This is a genomic window from Pseudomonas chlororaphis subsp. piscium (assembly GCF_003850345.1).
Taxonomy (GTDB): Bacteria; Pseudomonadota; Gammaproteobacteria; order Pseudomonadales; family Pseudomonadaceae; genus Aquipseudomonas; species Aquipseudomonas piscium.
In genome coordinates, this window is sequence record NZ_CP027707.1 from 1,841,376 (window position 1) to 1,858,657 (window position 17,282).

A 17,282-nucleotide genomic window follows, 5' to 3' on the forward strand; every position below is an offset into this window, starting at 1 on the left:
TGCCCCGCCTAACGGAGTGTTTATGGCAGTCAAGGTCCTGGTGGTGGATGATTCGGGTTTTTTCCGCCGCCGCGTCTCGGAAATTCTTTCAGCGGATATCAATATCCAGGTCGTCGGTACCGCGACCAACGGTAAAGAGGCGATCGATCAGGCTCTGGCTCTCAAGCCGGACGTGATCACCATGGACTACGAGATGCCGATGATGGATGGCATCACGGCGGTGCGGCACATCATGCAGCGCTGCCCGACGCCGGTATTGATGTTCTCCTCGCTGACCCATGAAGGCGCCCGGGTGACCCTGGATGCGCTGGACGCCGGCGCGGTGGATTTCCTGCCGAAGAATTTCGAAGACATCTCGCGCAATCCCGAGAAGGTCAAGCAACTGCTGTGCGAGAAGGTCCACAGCATCTCGCGCAGTAACCGTCGTTTCAGCAGCTACAGTGCTCCGGCGCCACAACCGGCAGCGACGCCTGCGCCATCGAGCACCAGCAGCTTCAGCAGCACGGTCCCGGCGCGTCCGGCTCCGGCGCCGGTTCCTGCCCGCGCGGCGGCCACTGGCTCGTCGGCGGCACCCAAGCGCAAGGCCTACAAACTGGTGGCCATCGGTACCTCCACCGGTGGTCCGGTGGCGCTGCAGCGGGTGCTGACCCAGCTGCCGGCCAACTTCCCGGCGCCGATCGTGCTGATCCAGCACATGCCGGCGGCCTTCACCAAGGCGTTCGCCGAGCGCCTGGACAAGCTCTGCCGGATCAGCGTCAAGGAAGCCGAGGATGGCGACATCCTGCGTCCGGGCCTGGCGCTGCTGGCACCGGGTGGCAAGCAGATGATGGTCGACGGCCGTGGCGCGGTGAAAATCCTCCCGGGCGACGAGCGTCTGAACTACAAGCCGTGCGTGGACATCACCTTCGGTTCGGCGGCCAAGTCCTACGGCGACAAAGTTCTGGCGGTGGTCCTCACCGGCATGGGCGCCGACGGTCGCGAAGGCGCGCGCCTGCTCAAGCAGGGCGGCAGCGCGGTCTGGGCCCAGGATGAGGCGAGCTGCGTGATCTACGGGATGCCGATGGCGATCGTCAAGGCGGAGCTGGCGGATGCGGTGTACGGCCTGGACGACATCGGCAAGCATCTGGTCGAGGCCTGTCTCTGATGGATGTGCTAAGCCTCATCGGGATCATCATGGCGTTCGTCGCCATCATCGGTGGCAACTACCTGGAAGGCGGTCATCTGTCGGCCCTGGCCAATGGCCCGGCGGCGCTGATCGTGCTGGGCGGGACCATCGGTGCGGCGTTGCTGCAGTCGCCGCTGAGCGCCTTCAAGCGGGCCATGCAGATCCTCGGCTGGATCCTGTTTCCGCCGCGGGTCGACCTGGCCGGTGGCATCGATCGCGTCGTCAACTGGAGCCTCACCGCCCGCAAGGAAGGCCTGCTGGGCCTGGAGGGCGTGGCGGATGCCGAGCCCGACACCTATTCGCGCAAGGGCCTGCAACTGCTGGTGGACGGCGCCGAGCCGGAATCCATCCGCAGCATCCTGGAAGTGGATTTCTACACCCAGGAAAGCCGTGACATCGAAGCGGCCAAAGTCTTTGAAAGCATGGGCGGCTACGCGCCGACCATCGGCATCATCGGTGCGGTCATGGGCCTGATCCATGTCATGGGCAACCTGGCCGACCCGTCGCAGCTGGGCAGCGGTATCGCCGTGGCCTTCGTCGCGACCATCTACGGCGTGGCCAGCGCCAACCTGGTGTTGCTGCCGATCGCCGCCAAGCTCAAGTCCATAGCCTTGCGGCAGTCGCGTTATCGCGAAATGTTGCTTGAAGGAATCCTGTCGATTGCCGAAGGTGAAAACCCTCGTTCCATTGAGTTGAAGCTGCAAGGCTTCATGGATTGATGGGGGTAATGGACTATGTCCCGTCGTCGCCGGCATGAAGAGCATGTCAACCATGAGCGTTGGCTGGTGTCCTACGCGGACTTCATCACCTTGCTGTTCGCCTTTTTCGTGGTCATGTATTCGATCTCCTCGATCAACGAGGGCAAGTACAAGGTCATTTCCGAAGCGCTGATCGGCGTGTTCACCGATTCGGACCGCGCCCTCAAGCCGATTCCCGTCGGTGAGGAGCGGCCCCAGACCGTGACTCCGGCCAAGCCGCTGGTCAAGGACAGCGAGCAGACCGATGCCGGTATCGCCGGCGCCAGCGACCCGCTGAAAAGCATCGCCGACGATATCAGCGCGGCTTTTGGCGACCTGATCAGCTCCAACCAGATGACCGTGCGCGGCAACGAGCTGTGGGTCGAGATCGAACTCAACTCCAGCCTGTTGTTCGGCAGCGGCGATGCCATGCCCAGCGACCTGGCGTTCAACATCATCGACAAGGTGGCGGCGATCCTCAAACCCTTCGACAACCCGATTCACGTCGAGGGTTTTACCGACAACCAGCCGATCCAGACCGCGCAGTACCCGACCAACTGGGAGCTGTCGTCGGCCCGTTCGGCGAGCATCGTGCGGATGCTGTCGATGCAGGGGGTCAATCCACAGCGCCTGGCGTCGGTCGGCTACGGCGAGTTCCAGCCGGTAGCCAATAACGCGACGGCCGATGGCCGTGCCCGCAACCGTCGGGTGGTGCTGGTGGTGTCGCGCAATCTCGATGTACGCCGCAGCCTGACAGGCACCGGCACCGCCCATGCAACACCGGATGCGGCATTGAAGCGGGCTGGCACACAAACTGCACCTACGCCAGTCAAGACGCCGGGACGCGAGAGTGCCGTCAATTCTCCGTCACCGGCTTTATAACTGGGTGCTATTTCTCGGTCGGCCCGTGCCTGCCGGGAGGAACAATCTGAATGAGAGTCTGGGCAGTTGCCAATCAAAAGGGTGGCGTCGGTAAGACCACCAGTTCCATCGCTTTAGCCGGGTTGCTGGCCGAGGCGGGCAAGCGCGTGGTCGTGGTCGATCTCGACCCCCACGGCTCCATGACCAGCTATTTCGGCTATGACCCCGACAGCCTGGAACACAGTAACTACGACCTGTTCCTGCACAAGGGCAGCGTTCCCGAGGGCTTGCCCGGGCAGTTGCTGCTGTCGACCAGCGACGAACGTATTTCCCTGCTGCCATCGAGCACCGCGCTCGCCACCCTGGAGCGCCAGTCGCCGGGGCAGAGCGGCCTGGGCCTGGTGATCGCCAAGAGCCTGGCGCAGCTGTGGCAGGATTTCGACTATGCGGTGATCGACAGCCCGCCGTTGCTCGGCGTGCTGATGGTCAACGCCTTGGCGGCGAGCCAGCAACTGGTGATCCCGGTGCAGACCGAGCACCTGGCGGTCAAAGGTCTGGAGCGCATGGTCAATACCTTGGCGATGATCAACCGCTCGCGCAAACAGGCGCTGCCGTTCAGCATCGTGCCAACCCTGTTCGACCGCCGGACCCAGGCGTCCCTGGGCACCCTGCGGGTGTTGCGCGACAAGTTCCCGGATGAGATCTGGCAGGGCTATATACCGGTCGACACGCGCCTGCGCGATGCCAGCCGGGCCGGGCTGACGCCTTCGCAATTCGACGGCAAGAGCCGCGGCGTGCTGGCCTATCGCGCCTTGCTCAAGCACCTGCTGGCCCAGCAACTTGTCCCGCAGGTGGCCTGACGTGCCGGATCATTCAAGTCTGCTGCCGGTCTGGCCGATAAACCCTACAGGTCACTGTGCTGGGTTTTATCCGTGGGCATCCTCATGAACCGTCCTGTCGACGTTACGTCCCGACCGCAGCTGGCGCTGCAGTCTTACCTGGACGCGTTGCTGCAGGACGCCACCGAAGAAGAGTTCGTGGTTCCCGAAGCACTGCCGCAGGTTCAGGCAGCCGTTGAAGAGGTGGTGGCTTCGAGCGAGGTCCTGGATGAGTTCCAGGCCGCGGTGCTCGAAGAGCAGGCTCGCGATGCCCTGGTCCCGCACAAGCCGCCAGCCGCGGCTGTTGTCGCGCCGCTGGTCCGGGTTGAGGAGCCTGTGATCGCCCCGGTACTAGAGGCGCCCGCGCCACTGCCGGCCACCCTGTCGACCGTTGCGCCCTTGCTGCAAGGCCTGGTCGAACCGGTGGTCGAGGTGCATCGGCCGCCCAGCAGCACACCACCACCGGTGGCGGGTGACGACCGGCCAAGCTGGGCGGCGGAACCCTTCGAGTGCCTGCTGTTCGATGTCGCCGGGTTGACCCTGGCGGTGCCGCTGGTCTGCCTGGGGTCGATCTACTCCCTGGCGGGGCATGAACTGACGCCGCTGTTCGGCCAGCCGGAATGGTTCCTCGGGATCCTGCCGAGCCAGGCCGGCAACCTGAAAGTGCTGGATACCGCGCGCTGGGTAATGCCCGATCGTTACCGAGACGACTTCCGCCAGGGCCTGCAATACGTGATCTCGGTCCAGGGCTACGAGTGGGGGCTGGCGGTGCATCAGGTCAGCCGCTCGTTGCGCCTGGACCCGAACGAAATCAAATGGCGCAGCCACCGTGGCCAGCGGCCATGGCTGGCGGGTACGGTCATCGAGCATATGTGCGCGCTGCTGGACGTTTCCGAGCTGGCCGAGCTGATCGCCAGCGGCGGGGCGAAACACATGGCTATCAGTAAACCGGCGCCGAAGCCGATATAGACCAACAACAGGCTGCGCCGACGGTGCAGCCACACAGAACACACACCGTTTCCAACGGTTTTTTGAGGGGTCAGGGGTATGAATAAGTCGTCGTCTGCACAGAGTTCCGAAGATCCGATCCTGCAATGGGTAACCTTCAAGCTGGATAACGAGTCCTACGGCATCAACGTGATGCGCGTGCAGGAAGTCCTGCGCTACACCGAGATCGCACCGGTACCGGGTGCCCCGAGCTACGTGCTGGGCATCATCAACCTGCGCGGCAACGTGGTGACCGTGATCGACACCCGCCAGCGCTTCGGCCTGGTGCCGACCGAGGTCAACGACAACACCCGTATCGTGATCATCGAAGCCGACAAGCAAGTGGTCGGGATCATGGTCGACAGCGTGGCGGAAGTGGTTTACCTGCGTCAGTCGGAAGTCGAGACCGCGCCGAACGTCGGTAACGAAGAGTCGGCCAAGTTCATCCAGGGCGTGTGCAACAAGAACGGCGAACTGCTGATTCTGGTTGAGCTGGACAAGATGATGAGCGAAGAAGAGTGGTCGGAACTGGAGAGTATCTGATTGATTCTTGAGGTTGCGGTAATTGTCCTGTTCCTCTTTTGGGCAGGCACACTGGCGATGTTCCTGACCTATATCCGCGCTCAGCGGCAGATCGCCGTCCAGCAGGCCCAGGGCGATGCGCTGCGCGATCAGCGCATCAAGGACCTGGCCAAGCGCGTCGACGATTACCAGAACGGTACGGTGCGCATGGGCGAGGACCTGCATGAGCTGCGCGCGGTGGTCGGCCCGTTGCCGGACAAGCTGGCCCAGCTGGAACAGCGCGATCCGTCGAGCCTGTCCTTCGCCCAGGCCGCGCGCCTGGTGGGCATGGGCGCCAGCGTCGACGAACTCACTCAGTCCTGCGGCTTGACCCAGGCCGAGGCCGAGTTGATGAGCAAGCTGCACAAAAGCTGAAATCCCTCTGTAGCCGCAGCCTGTGGCAGCGGCTACAGATCAGTAATCCTCCCCGCTTTCTGTCACATCCTTCTCCAGCGCCGCTTCCTGCGGCTCATGCCCGGCCGGGAACTTGCCCTTGAGGTTCCAGGCGAAGGCGATGATTTCGGCAATGGTCCGATACAACTCCTCGGGAATGCTGTCGCCCAGTTCCATGCGCGCCAGCAGTTTCACCAGTTCGGCGTTCTCATAGATCGGCACTTCATAGTCGCGGGCGATCTTCAGGATGGCTTCGGCCAGTTCGTCGTCGCCCTTGGCGGTCAGCGTGGGGGCGTGCTGCCCGTCGTACTTGAGGGCGATGGCCTGGCGTGGCGGGTTGGGATTATTCATGCGGTTTCATCGACCCAGCGTTGTTCCAGTCGGGTTTTCGGACCTTGCGGCGGCGTGCCGAGATGGCAGTCCAGGTCGCCGACATCCAGGCCGGACGCCAGCAGCCGTTCACGCAGGCTGCCCAGATGGCTTTCTATCAGGCTCGCGGTAAATGGCCGTTCCGCCCAGAGCTGGCTGGACAGGCGGCCCTTGAGCAATTGCGCCTGCACCTGCAGCGGGCCCAGGGGCTCGAGGTCGAACGCCAGTTCGACGCGCCACAGCTGCTGTTTCGGTTCGCGCTCCTGGCGTTTTTCCTCGGGCGGTTTTTCCGCCGGATCCTCGCGCTGGAGCTTGACCTGCAAGGGCACCACGTCCTGCATCGTGCGCATCGGGATTTCCAACTGCCAGGTGGTCAGCAGCCGTCCGTCATCGGTCAGGCCGCTCTGTTCCAGGCTCGCCAGCTGATGGCTCTGCAAGCGCGAAACAGCAGCCGCGGCCAGGCGCAGCAGATGTTCCAGGTCGCCTTCCTCCTCGAGGCTTTGCAGCAGCCGCGAGGGCAGGGGGAAGCCACCCGGCTGGGGCTTGGCGCTGACCTGGCCGAGGGTGCCCAGGGCGCTGCGGACAAAGCTCGGCAGCACTTGGGCCAGGGTATTGGCGGCAATGATCGCGTTGAAGCTGGTGCTGCTTGGCAGGCCCGGCGTCATCTGGGCGATCAGGCGCAGCAGGTTGCCTTTCAGGTCGCCGGCCAGGGCCGGATTGTCGCCGGCCAGCAGCCGCGATTCGAGGAAGGCGCCGCTGTTGCCCAGGGCCTGGGCCAGCGCCTTGGGGTTGCTCAGTTGCTGGAGGTCGGGCAGGCCGGCGAGCAGCTTGTCCACCGCGGTGCGCAGTTCGCTGGAAGCACTGTCGGACGGCGGCAGATTCTGCAAGGCATTGATCAGGCCGGTCAGCGAGGCCTGGCGGCTTTGCTGGGTGGCCAGCTGCTGGGCGATCGCCAGTTGCTCCTGACGCCCGCTCAGCGGCACCAGGCTCAAGCTCTGCGAGCCCTGCACCAGGGCGCTCAGCAGGCTGCCGATACGCAAGGGTTGTGGGCTGTCGATGCTCAGGGTGCTGCCGCTCAGGGTGGTGTTGAGCAGGCTCACCAGCGAGCGGTAGACCGCCGGTTGTCCGGCTGCCTGGGGTTGCAGCTGGGTGGTCAGCACCTTGCCTTGCAGCAGGGTGCCCACTGGAAGTTGCGTGGTGTCGATACGGGTCAGGGTGGCGACGCTGGCGGCAATCGCCTGCTGCGCGGTAATGGCCAGGTTGCCGGCCGATGGCTGGGTCACCGCCAGGCTGGTGCCCAGGGGCAGCGGCTGGTTGCTGGTGGCCTGGACGGTGGTCTGCCGGCCGCTGTCGAGGGTCAGCTTGAGCAACAGCTGGAATGTCTGGTCCGCCTGCTTGAGCGACAGCACTTCGGCCTTGGCCGATTGGCCGGCGGCGATCAGGCCTTCAAGCGGCTGCAGCAACTTGAGCAGCTCACCGCTGATCGGCAGCGCGCGCAGGGTTCCCGGCGTCAGCTGTGGCAGCGGAGGAAGGGTGATTTCGCCTGTCATCTGGACACAACCTGTGGAGAAATAAGCCCTCTTGAGAGTAGGGCATCGCATGTATAATGCCGCCCGTCTTCGGGGGGCGTGGCGAAAACATCGCAAAAGTTTGACGCAGCTCTCTGGAACAGGCCGCCGATGCGTTTATTCTGCATCTCTTTAACGGCTGCTCCACCGCCGACTTGAACCCTAAAGGCCCGCGATCATTTGACCAGTCCTCTTCTAGAAGCCGTAGCGCTAGCCTGTGAGCGCGACCTGCGGCTGCTCTTCGAAAAGCTCGAACTGCGTCTGGCCAGCGGCGACATGTTGCAGATCAGCGGCCCCAACGGCAGCGGCAAGACCAGCCTGTTGCGCCTGCTGGCGGGGCTGATGCAGCCGACCAGCGGCCAGGTGTTGCTCAACGGCCAGCCGCTCAACGCCCAGCGTGCGGAGCTGGCGCGCAACCTGTTGTGGATCGGCCATGCAGCGGGGATCAAGGACCTGCTGACCCCTGAGGAAAACCTCAGCTGGCTCTGTGCCCTGCATCAGCCCGCCGGGCGCGAGGCGATCTGGCAGTCCCTGGCGGCAGTCGGCCTGCGCGGTTTCGAAGATGTGCCCTGTCACACCCTGTCCGCCGGCCAGCAGCGCCGGGTGGCGCTGGCCCGCCTGTACCTGGACAGCCCGCCGCTGTGGATTCTCGACGAACCCTTCACCGCCCTGGACAAGCAGGGCGTGGCACAACTGGAAGAACACCTGGCCGGCCACTGCGAACGTGGCGGCATGGTGATCCTTACTACCCACCACACACTGAGCCGCATGCCGGCCGGCTATCGCGACATCGATCTGGGGCATTGGGCCGTATGAGTGTTTTCGGACTGCTGGTTGCCCGCGAATCCCGGCTGCTGTTCCGCCGTCCCGCCGAACTGGCCAACCCGCTGGTATTTTTCGCCATTGTCGTCTCACTGTTCCCATTGGCGGTGGGACCTGAGACACAATTGTTGCAAACCTTGTCTCCAGGGCTAGTCTGGGTAGCGGCCTTATTATCGGTTTTGCTCTCGCTGGACGGGCTTTTTCGCAGTGATTTCGAGGACGGATCCTTGGAACAGTGGGTCCTTTCGTCGCACCCCCTGCCTCTTCTGGTTCTGGCCAAGGTACTGGCACACTGGGCCTTTTCCGGCCTGGCACTGGTATTGCTTGCGCCCCTGTTGGCATTGATGCTCGGTCTGCCCACAGCCTGTCTGCCGGTGCTGTTGCTGTCCCTGTTGCTGGGTACTCCGGTGCTCAGTCTGCTGGGAGCGGTGGGCGCGGCGTTGACGGTAGGACTCAAGCGTGGCGGCCTGTTGCTGGCGCTGCTGATCCTGCCTCTGTACATCCCGGTATTGATTCTCGGCAGCGGCGCCTTGCAGGCGGCCTTGCAGGGTATGCCGGCGACCGGTTATCTGCTGTGGCTTGGGAGCCTGACCGCCCTGGCAGTAACTCTGACACCTTTTGCAATAGCGGCTGGCCTGAAGATCAGCGTCGGCGAATAATGAGGTCTGATCAAATTTTGATCAGTAAAGACCCTGGCCGTGCGTGACAACGCGCGGCACCCGTGATGGAAACAGTATGAACTGGACCTGGTTTCATAAGCTCGGCTCACCCAAGTGGTTTTACGGCATCAGCAGCAGGTTGTTGCCCTGGTTGAGCATCGCAGCCTTGCTGCTGATCACCGTCGGCGTCGTTTGGGGCCTGGCCTTCGCGCCGCCGGACTATCAGCAAGGCGACAGCTTCCGCATCATCTACATCCACGTTCCCGCCGCGATGCTGGCCCAGTCCATCTACGTGATGCTGGCAGTGTGCGGGGTGGTGGGCCTGGTGTGGAAGATGAAACTGGCCGACGTCGCCCTGCAATGCGCGGCCCCCATCGGCGCCTGGATGACCGCCGTGGCGCTGGTCACCGGGGCCATCTGGGGCAAGCCGACCTGGGGCTCGTGGTGGGTCTGGGACGCACGCCTGACCTCCATGCTGATCCTGCTGTTCCTGTATTTCGGCCTGATCGCCCTGGGCAACGCCATCAGCAATCGCGACAGCGCGGCCAAGGCCTGCGCGGTGCTGGCCATCGTCGGGGTGATCAACATCCCGATCATCAAATACTCGGTGGAGTGGTGGAACACCCTGCACCAGGGCGCGACCTTCACCCTCACCGAAAAACCGGCGATGCCCGTCGAAATGTGGCTGCCGCTGTTGCTGACGGTGCTGGGCTTCTATTGTTTCTTCGGCGCGGTGCTGTTGCTGCGCATGCGTCTTGAAGTGCTCAAGCGCGAAGCCCGCGCCAGCTGGGTCAGGGCCGAAGTGCAGCACAGCCTGGAGGCGGCATCATGAGTTTTTCTTCCTTCGCCGACTTTCTCGCCATGGGCCATCACGGCCTGTATGTCTGGTCAGCCTACGGCATCTGCCTGGTGGTGCTGGTCCTCAACGTGGCGGTGCCGTTGCTGGCCCGCAAGCGTTACCTGGAACAAGAGGCGCGTCGTCTGCGCCGGGAGAACAATCAGTGAATCCGCTGCGTAAAAAGCGTCTGTTGATCATCCTAGGCGTGCTGGGAGGCGTGGGCGTTGCCGTCGGCCTGGCGCTGAGCGCCCTGCAACAGAACATCAACCTGTTCTACACCCCGACCCAGATCGCCAACGGCGAAGCCCCCCATGACACGCGGATCCGCGCCGGCGGCATGGTGGCGATGGGTTCGCTGCAACGTTCCGCGGATTCGCTGGACGTGCGTTTCGTGGTCACCGACTTCAACAAGTCCGTGACCATCACCTACCGCGGCATCCTCCCGGACCTGTTCCGCGAAGGGCAGGGCATCGTCGCCCTGGGCAAGCTCAATGCCGATGGCGTGGTGGTGGCCGACGAAGTGCTGGCCAAGCACGACGAGAAGTACATGCCGCCGGAAGTGACCAAGGCCCTCAAAGACAGTGGGCAAATGGCGCCGGCTCCGGCCAAGGAGGGCTGATCGATGACATCCGCAATCTTCATTCCCGAGCTCGGCCATCTGGCGATGATCCTGGCCCTGTGTTTTGCCCTGGTCCAGGCCGTGGTGCCGCTGCTCGGCGCCTGGCGCGGCGACCGCCTGTGGATGGGCCTGGCGCAGCCCGCGGCCTGGGGCCAGTTCGCCTTTCTTGCGTTCGCCTTCGGCTGCCTGACCTACGCCTTCATGGTCGATGATTTCTCGGTGGCCTATGTCGCCAGCAACTCCAACAGCGCCTTGCCCTGGTACTACAAGTTCAGCGCGGTGTGGGGCGCCCACGAGGGCTCGTTGCTGCTCTGGGCGCTGATCCTCGGTGGCTGGACCTTCGCCGTGTCGGTGTTCTCCCGGCAGTTGCCGCAAGTGATGCTGGCGCGGGTGCTGGCGGTGATGGGCATGATCAGCACCGGCTTCCTGCTGTTCCTGATCGTCACCTCCAACCCCTTCGCGCGGATTCTGCCGCAGGTGCCCGGCGATGGCCGCGACCTCAACCCGCTGCTGCAGGACATCGGCCTGATCGTGCACCCGCCGATGCTCTACATGGGCTATGTCGGTTTCTCCGTGGCCTTCGCCTTCGCCATCGCCGCGCTGCTCGGCGGTCGCCTGGACGCGGCCTGGGCGCGCTGGTCGCGGCCCTGGACCATAGTCGCCTGGGCATTCCTCGGCATCGGTATCACCCTCGGCTCCTGGTGGGCCTACTACGAACTCGGCTGGGGCGGCTGGTGGTTCTGGGACCCGGTGGAAAACGCCTCGTTCATGCCTTGGCTGGTGGGCACCGCATTGATCCACTCGCTGGCGGTTACCGAGAAGCGCGGTGTGTTCAAGAGCTGGACCGTGTTGCTGGCCATCGCCGCGTTCTCCCTGAGCCTGCTGGGGACCTTCCTGGTGCGTTCCGGGGTGCTGACCTCGGTCCACGCCTTCGCCTCGGACCCCGAGCGCGGCGTGTTCATCCTGATTTTCCTGCTGTTCGTGGTCGGCGGTTCGCTGACCCTGTTCGCCCTGCGCGCGCCGGTGGTCAAGAGCCAGGTCGGCTTCAACCTGTGGTCGCGGGAAACCCTGCTGCTGGGCAACAACCTGGTGCTGGTGGTGGCCGCCTCGATGATCCTGCTGGGTACCCTGTACCCGCTGGTGCTGGACGCCCTGACCGGAGCCAAGCTGTCGGTCGGCCCGCCGTACTTCAACGCGCTGTTCATCCCGCTGATGGCGCTGCTGATGGTGGTGATGGCGGTCGGTGTGGTAGTGCGCTGGAAAGACACCCCGGTCAAATGGCTGGTGAGCATGCTGACCCCGGTACTGCTGGGCAGCGCCGCGCTGGCGGTGGTGGCCGGTATCGCCTACGGCGACTTCAACTGGGCGGTACTGGCGACCTTCATGCTGGCGGCCTGGGTATTGCTCGCCGGGGTCCGCGACATCTTCGACAAGACCCGCCACAAAGGCCTGATCAAGGGCCTGCCAGGCCTGACCCGCAGCTACTGGGGCATGCAGCTGGCGCACCTGGGCATCGCGGTCTGCGCCCTGGGCGTGGTGCTGTCGAGCCAGAACAGCGCCGAGCGCGACCTGCGCCTGGAGCCGGGCGAGTCCATGGACCTGGCCGGTTATCACTTCGTGTTCGAGGGCGCCAAGCATTTCGAAGGCCCCAACTTCACCTCCGACAAGGGCACGGTGCGGGTGGTCCGCGACGGTAAGGAAGTTGCCGTGCTGCACCCGGAAAAACGCCTCTACACGGTACAGAACTCGGTGATGACCGAGGCCGGGATCGACGCCGGTTTCACCCGTGACCTCTACGTCGCCCTCGGCGAGCCGCTGGGCGATGGCGCCTGGGCCGTGCGCGTACACGTGAAACCCTTCGTGCGCTGGATCTGGTTCGGCGGCCTGCTCACCGGTTTCGGTGGCCTGCTGGCGGCCCTCGACCGGCGTTATCGGGTCAAGGTGAAAACCCGGGTGCGCGAAGCCCTGGGCATGACAGGAGCCACTGCATGAGACGCTGGATAATGTTGTTGCCGCTGGCGCTGTTCCTGCTGGTGGCGGTGTTCCTGTACCGCGGGCTGTACCTGGACCCGGCCGAGCTGCCGTCGGCGATGATCGACAAGCCGTTCCCGGAGTTCTCCCTGCCGTCGGTGCAGGGCGACAAGACCCTGACCCGCGCCGACCTGCTGGGCAAGCCGGCGCTGGTCAACGTCTGGGGCACCTGGTGCATTTCCTGCCGGGTCGAGCACCCGGTGCTGAACAAGCTGGCGCAGCAGGGCGTGAACATCTATGGCGTCAACTACAAGGACGTCAACGCCGACGCCCTGAAGTGGCTGGCCGAGTTCCACAACCCTTACCAGCTGGATATCCGCGACGAGGAGGGCACCCTGGGCCTGAACCTCGGGGTGTACGGCGCGCCGGAAACCTTCTTCATCGACGCCAAGGGCATCATCCGCGACAAATACGTCGGGGTGATCGACGAAACGGTGTGGCGCGAGAAGCTGGCCGCCAAGTATCAGGCCCTGGCCGATGAGGCCAAGCCATGAAGCGCTGGCTGGCCGCGGCCGTCCTGGGCCTGAGCATCGCCGGCGTGGCCCACGCCGCGATCGATACCTACGAGTTCGCCAACGACGCCGAGCGCGAGCGTTTTCGCGAACTGACCAAAGAACTGCGGTGCCCCAAGTGCCAGAACCAGGATATCGCCGACTCCAATGCGCCGATCGCCGCGGACTTGCGCAAGGAGATCTTCCGTATGCTCGGCGAAGGCAAGGACAACCAGCAGATCATCGACTTCATGGTCGACCGCTATGGCGACTTCGTGCGCTACAAGCCGGCCCTGACCGGCAAGACCGCCTTGCTCTGGTTCGGCCCCGCCGGCCTGCTGCTGGGTGGTGTGGTGATCATCGCCGTGATCGTCCGGCGTCGGCGCGTAGAGCGCAGCGACAGCCCGAGCACACTTTCCGCCGAGGAGCGTCAGCGCCTCGACCAACTGTTGGATAAAGACCACGAATGATTGATTTCTGGCTCGCCGCAGGCCTGCTGCTCCTGGTAGCCCTGAGTTTTCTGCTGATCCCGGTTCTACGCGGCCGTCGCGCCCAGCGTGAAGAGGATCGTACCGCGCTGAACGTGGCGCTTTATCAAGAACGCGTGGCCGAGCTGCAAGGCCAGCAGGCCGAAGGCGTGCTCAGCGCCGAGCAGATGGACAGCGGCCGCGCCGAAGCCGCGCGCGAACTGCTGGCCGACACCGAGGGCGCGGAACCGGCCCGGGTATCGCGTCTGGGCAAACCGTTGCCATTGCTGGCGGCGCTGCTGGTGCCGCTATTGGGCCTGGGCCTGTACCTGCATTTCGGCGCCAGCGACAAGGTCGAGCTGACCCGTGAATTCGCCCAGGCCCCGCAATCCATGGAAGAGATGACCCGCCGCCTCGAACGTGCCGTCGCTGCCCAGCCGGATTCCGCCGAGGGCCTGTACTTCCTCGGTCGTGCCTACATGGCCCAGGAGCGCCCGGCGGACGCGGCGAAGATCTTCGAGCGCACCGTGGCCCTGGCCGGCCGCCAGCCGGAACTGCTCGGCCAGTGGGCGCAGGCGCAGTACTTCGCCGACGGCAAGCAGTGGTCGGACAAGGTCCAGGCCCTGACCGACGAAGCGCTGAAGGCCGATCCGAAGGAAGTCACCAGCCTCGGCCTGCTGGGGATCGCCGCCTTTGAAGGCGAGCGTTATCAAGAGGCCATCGATTACTGGAACCGCCTGCTGGCGCAACTGCCGGCGGACGACAACTCGCGCGCCGCGCTGCAGGGCGGTATCGACCGGGCGACCGAGAAGCTGCTGGCCAGCGGTGGCAAAGTGGCCCAGGCGCCCGCGCCCAAGGCCGCCGCGCTGCTCAAGGTGCGCGTCGACCTGGCCGCCGATCTGAAAGCCAAGGTGCAGCCGGGCGATAGCGTGTTCATCTTCGCCCGTGCCACCTCCGGGCCGCCGGCGCCGCTGGCGGCCAAGCGCCTGACGGTGGCCGACCTGCCGGTGACGGTGGAGCTGGGGGATGCCGACGCGATGATGCCGCAGTTGAAACTGTCGAACTTCCCGGAAGTCCAACTGGTTGCGCGCATTTCTCGCGCCGGCCAACCGACGGCCGGCGAGTGGGTCGGTCGCAGCAAGCCTCTGGCCAGCAGCACCACCGCGCCGCAACAACTGACCATCGACAGCCCGGATAAATAAGAGACGCCGCCATGACCGCCATTGCCCGCATCACCCTGTTAACACTGGTCCTGGGGTTGAGCGCCTGTGCGGTCCAGGAGCCAGCGCCGCCTGGCACTCTGCCACCAATTCCGCCTGCGCAGCCCAGCACCAAGCCGACGCCGCCAAGCACCCCGAGCAAACCTTCCACGCCGATCAAGCCGGCCAAGCCGTTGCCGCGCACTTCCGCGAGCTTTGCGCCGCCGCCGGGTGGCAACAGCCACTGGGATCCGCGCCTGGGCGTCTATGTGCTGGATAACCAGACCAACACCTTCTACCGCCAGCGCACCTACTACCGCTGGAACAACGGCTGGAGCCGCTCCATCAGCCCCGACGGGCCATGGGAAGAGACCGATATCCACGGCGTGCCGTCGGGGCTGGGGCGCCAGTTCCAGTAAACGGCTACCACTGAGCGGACCGCGGGCGGGTCCGTTCAAGCAGCAGGGTGGATGGCCGATACACCAGGGTGTTCCTGAGTATCGCCATCCGAGCGCCCGATGAAGAAAAGCCTGAACAAACCCTATTTCGCGCCCATGGCCGTCTGGCTCTGTGTTGTCGCTGTCCTGCTCGCCCTGTATGGCTTCGCCGATGTCGAAGTACCGCAGCTGATCTACCTATCCCTGGCGCCGGTGTACCTGCTGGTGCTGTTCATTTTCCTCTACTACTTCTTCTGCTGGAGCTTTATCTCGGTCTTTCCCCTGGGCGAGATCGGCTGGAAGCGGGTGGACTACGGCTGGCTGCTGCTGGCGTCGCTGGCGCTGATCAGCGAGACCCAGAGCGTCAGGACCGAATGGTTCCAGAGCGACTATCGATTGGCCGAATCCCATCAGGCCTCGACCCGCCAACGCATCAAGACCGAAATCGATGACCTGGTGGGTCAGGAACACTGCCGCACCGCATCGACCCTCTATAGCGCCCCTGATGCCGCGCAGGTGAATGAACTCTGTCAGCGTTTTGCGCCACTGGGCAGAACGCCTGAAGGTAGGCTCTCGGATCTCGCGGTGGGGAAAGTGTATGGAGCGCTGGAAGAGGTGCGCGCCGGCTATTCGGCAGAGCCCGTGGTGATCTGGCTTGACCGGCTCAAGGAAAGTTTTGGCGATCTTGAAAAGGATCGTAACGAGGTACACAGGCTATACAAGCTGACCCGCGCCAGCAACGCCGAGACGGTCTATCGCTACTTCGTTCCGGTATTGCTGGTGTTCGCCCTGGCCCTGCGAGCCTCGAAGGTCACCGGCGAAGTGCTGCTCAAGGCCCCGCGCAAACGCAAGGTGTGGATGATCATCAACCGGCGCATGGTGATCGACGGCCTGGGGTTTGTCCGCGGTGCCCGCAGCCGCTTCGACGAAGCGCTGCGCAACTGGCGCGTGGCGAAGTGGGACGTGGTGCACCTGGCCTGTCCGTTCCTGCCCGAGGTCAGCGCCCAGGACACCCGGGTCGCGGTGGCGCCGGGGTTCTATGAAAACGAGTTCCAGCTGGCGTCTGTCAGTGCTTTCGAGCAGTGCGGCTTCGTCGAGTGGGCGGCCAGGCAGTCGATCGAGACTCTGTACCTGGTGGGCGAGACCGACCTGGCGCTGATCGAGCGGGTGCGCCAGTGGGGCGAGACGGCCAAGGTCGAAGTGCTGGTGCGCGAGCGGATCTGAATCCGCCGCGGACCTCGGCTCAGTCTTGGGCGTCTGGCCCGGGGCTGGCCAGCTGCTGCTGGACAAACTCGACGAAAGCCCGGGCCTTGGCGCTGGTCAGCCGCCCAGTGGGAAACACCGCCCATAGCTCCTGCCGGGGCAGCGTCCAGTCCGGCATCGCCTCGCGCACCGCGCCGCTGGCCAGCTCGGGAGCGAACATCCATTGCGAGGCCATGGTCAGCCCCTGGTGGGCCAGCACCGATTCGCGCAGCCCCTCCGCGGCGCTGACGCGAATCCGCCCGCGGACCGTCACCGACTGCTGTTCGTCACCCCGTTCGAAGCGCCAGTGGGCACCGCCGCCGAGGCTGTAGATGATCGCCTGGTGCTTGCCCAGGTCGGCGGGGCAGGCAGGTTCGCCATGTCGGGCGAAGTAGTCCGGGGTGGCCAGCACCACGCGCCGGCATTCGCCGATCCGCCGCGCGGTCAGCCCGGAGTCGCTCAAGGGCCCCATGCGCAGGGCGACGTCGATGCCGGCCTCCACCAGATTGATATTGCGGTCATCCAGCACCACGTCGATGTCGAGGTCGGGATGGCGGTCGAGGAAGGTCCCCAGGTGCGGCACGATATGCAGGCGGGCGAAGGTCACCGCGGCGCAGATCCGCAGCGTACCGCTGAGCCCCGAACCAGCCCCGCGCGCCGCGAGATCGGCTTCGTCGGCCTCTTCGAGGGCCCGCCTGGCGCGCTCGAAAAAGGCCATGCCGGCTTCGGTGGGCGTCAGGCCGCGGGTCGAGCGCAGCAACAGCCGTACCGCCAGCCGCGCCTCCAGCTGGGCGATGGTTTTCGATACGGCCGGCTGGCCGATATCCAGACGTCGGGCGGCGGCCGAGAACGAGCCGCTTTCCACCACATGAACGAAGGTTTGCATGGCTGCCAGTCGGTCCATCGAGACTCCTTGTGTTTGAACGATCGAGCATGGCCCCCGGTTTTGCGACCCAAG

The 17,282-nt window shown here is 64.7% G+C and carries 21 protein-coding genes; 18 read left to right on the forward strand and 3 right to left on the reverse strand.

Translation table 11 applies throughout. The annotated features are described in order from the left end of the window. Positions 1-22 precede the first annotated feature (22 nt). The 7 genes from C4K38_RS08395 (at position 23) to C4K38_RS08425 (ending at position 5,564) form a co-directional block, all read left to right on the forward strand. Entirely contained in the window at positions 23-1,144 is a 1,122-nt protein-coding gene (locus C4K38_RS08395; protein ID WP_053277971.1) for a protein-glutamate methylesterase/protein-glutamine glutaminase, read from the forward strand. Beyond that, complete coding sequence (locus tag C4K38_RS08400) at positions 1,144-1,884, forward strand: flagellar motor protein (protein ID WP_025805217.1); 741 nt, start codon at positions 1,144-1,146, stop codon at positions 1,882-1,884. The genes C4K38_RS08395 and C4K38_RS08400 overlap by 1 nt, the downstream gene beginning before the upstream one ends. 15 nt (positions 1,885-1,899) lie before the next feature. Continuing rightward, entirely contained in the window at positions 1,900-2,784 is an 885-nt protein-coding gene (gene motD, locus C4K38_RS08405) for a flagellar motor protein MotD (protein WP_053277972.1), read from the forward strand. A gap of 50 nt (positions 2,785-2,834) precedes the next feature. Further along, positions 2,835-3,623 (forward strand): ParA family protein, encoded by a 789-nt coding sequence (locus C4K38_RS08410; protein ID WP_007922498.1) that lies wholly within the window; start codon positions 2,835-2,837, stop codon positions 3,621-3,623. A gap of 84 nt (positions 3,624-3,707) precedes the next feature. Next, positions 3,708-4,610, forward strand: coding sequence for a CheW domain-containing protein (locus C4K38_RS08415; protein WP_053277973.1), 903 nt, complete (start codon positions 3,708-3,710; stop codon positions 4,608-4,610). 78 nt (positions 4,611-4,688) lie between these two features. Further along, complete coding sequence (locus C4K38_RS08420) at positions 4,689-5,171, forward strand: chemotaxis protein CheW (RefSeq protein ID WP_007922496.1); 483 nt, start codon at positions 4,689-4,691, stop codon at positions 5,169-5,171. Next, a complete protein-coding gene (locus C4K38_RS08425; protein ID WP_053277974.1) occupies positions 5,172-5,564 on the forward strand; it encodes a DUF2802 domain-containing protein in 393 nt (130 codons plus the stop codon). A gap of 39 nt (positions 5,565-5,603) precedes the next feature. On the opposite strand, the gene C4K38_RS08430 is transcribed toward C4K38_RS08425, so the two are convergent. Further along, entirely contained in the window at positions 5,604-5,933 is a 330-nt protein-coding gene (locus tag C4K38_RS08430; RefSeq protein WP_025805221.1) for an EscU/YscU/HrcU family type III secretion system export apparatus switch protein, read from the reverse strand. Continuing rightward, positions 5,930-7,501: a flagellar hook-length control protein FliK gene (fliK, locus tag C4K38_RS08435; RefSeq protein WP_053277975.1), complete on the reverse strand. Its 1,572-nt coding sequence runs from the start codon at positions 7,499-7,501 to the stop codon at positions 5,930-5,932. Before fliK ends, C4K38_RS08430 begins: the two co-directional genes overlap by 4 nt. Positions 7,502-7,699: 198 nt before the next feature. Here fliK and ccmA point away from each other — a divergent pair, with 198 nt between their 5' ends. The 11 genes from ccmA (at position 7,700) to C4K38_RS08490 (ending at position 16,306) form a co-directional block, all read left to right on the forward strand. Beyond that, entirely contained in the window at positions 7,700-8,335 is a 636-nt protein-coding gene (ccmA, locus tag C4K38_RS08440; RefSeq protein WP_053277976.1) for a cytochrome c biogenesis heme-transporting ATPase CcmA, read from the forward strand. Further along, positions 8,332-9,000: a heme exporter protein CcmB gene (gene ccmB / locus C4K38_RS08445; RefSeq protein ID WP_009047725.1), complete on the forward strand. Its 669-nt coding sequence runs from the start codon at positions 8,332-8,334 to the stop codon at positions 8,998-9,000. The genes ccmA and ccmB overlap by 4 nt, the downstream gene beginning before the upstream one ends. A gap of 76 nt (positions 9,001-9,076) precedes the next feature. Further along, positions 9,077-9,832 (forward strand): heme ABC transporter permease, encoded by a 756-nt coding sequence (locus C4K38_RS08450; RefSeq protein ID WP_053277977.1) that lies wholly within the window; start codon positions 9,077-9,079, stop codon positions 9,830-9,832. Next, positions 9,829-10,005: a heme exporter protein CcmD gene (ccmD, locus tag C4K38_RS08455; protein WP_025805225.1), complete on the forward strand. Its 177-nt coding sequence runs from the start codon at positions 9,829-9,831 to the stop codon at positions 10,003-10,005. The genes C4K38_RS08450 and ccmD overlap by 4 nt, the downstream gene beginning before the upstream one ends. Next, on the forward strand, positions 10,002-10,457 hold the full coding sequence (gene ccmE, locus C4K38_RS08460) for a cytochrome c maturation protein CcmE (RefSeq protein ID WP_025805226.1): 456 nt from the start codon (positions 10,002-10,004) through the stop codon (positions 10,455-10,457). Before ccmD ends, ccmE begins: the two co-directional genes overlap by 4 nt. Before the next feature lie 3 nt (positions 10,458-10,460). Next, positions 10,461-12,449 carry a heme lyase CcmF/NrfE family subunit gene (locus tag C4K38_RS08465; protein WP_053277978.1) on the forward strand — a complete coding sequence of 663 codons (1,989 nt, stop codon included), beginning with the start codon at positions 10,461-10,463 and terminating at the stop codon, positions 12,447-12,449. Continuing rightward, the gene (locus C4K38_RS08470; RefSeq protein WP_009047730.1) at positions 12,446-12,982 is read left to right on the forward strand and encodes a DsbE family thiol:disulfide interchange protein; all 537 of its coding nucleotides are present in this window, start codon (positions 12,446-12,448) and stop codon (positions 12,980-12,982) included. Before C4K38_RS08465 ends, C4K38_RS08470 begins: the two co-directional genes overlap by 4 nt. Then, complete coding sequence (locus tag C4K38_RS08475; RefSeq protein ID WP_053277979.1) at positions 12,979-13,449, forward strand: cytochrome c-type biogenesis protein; 471 nt, start codon at positions 12,979-12,981, stop codon at positions 13,447-13,449. The genes C4K38_RS08470 and C4K38_RS08475 overlap by 4 nt, the downstream gene beginning before the upstream one ends. After that, complete coding sequence (gene ccmI, locus C4K38_RS08480) at positions 13,446-14,648, forward strand: c-type cytochrome biogenesis protein CcmI (protein ID WP_053277980.1); 1,203 nt, start codon at positions 13,446-13,448, stop codon at positions 14,646-14,648. Before C4K38_RS08475 ends, ccmI begins: the two co-directional genes overlap by 4 nt. 11 nt (positions 14,649-14,659) lie before the next feature. Next, a complete protein-coding gene (locus tag C4K38_RS08485; RefSeq protein WP_053277981.1) occupies positions 14,660-15,064 on the forward strand; it encodes a hypothetical protein in 405 nt (134 codons plus the stop codon). 99 nt (positions 15,065-15,163) lie between these two features. Beyond that, positions 15,164-16,306, forward strand: coding sequence for a hypothetical protein (locus C4K38_RS08490; RefSeq protein WP_053277982.1), 1,143 nt, complete (start codon positions 15,164-15,166; stop codon positions 16,304-16,306). Between the two features lie 19 nt (positions 16,307-16,325). Here the strand turns inward: C4K38_RS08490 and C4K38_RS08495 are convergent, their stop codons facing one another. Next, positions 16,326-17,228, reverse strand: coding sequence for a LysR family transcriptional regulator (locus C4K38_RS08495; protein WP_053277983.1), 903 nt, complete (start codon positions 17,226-17,228; stop codon positions 16,326-16,328). Between the last annotated feature and the right edge of the window lie 54 nt (positions 17,229-17,282).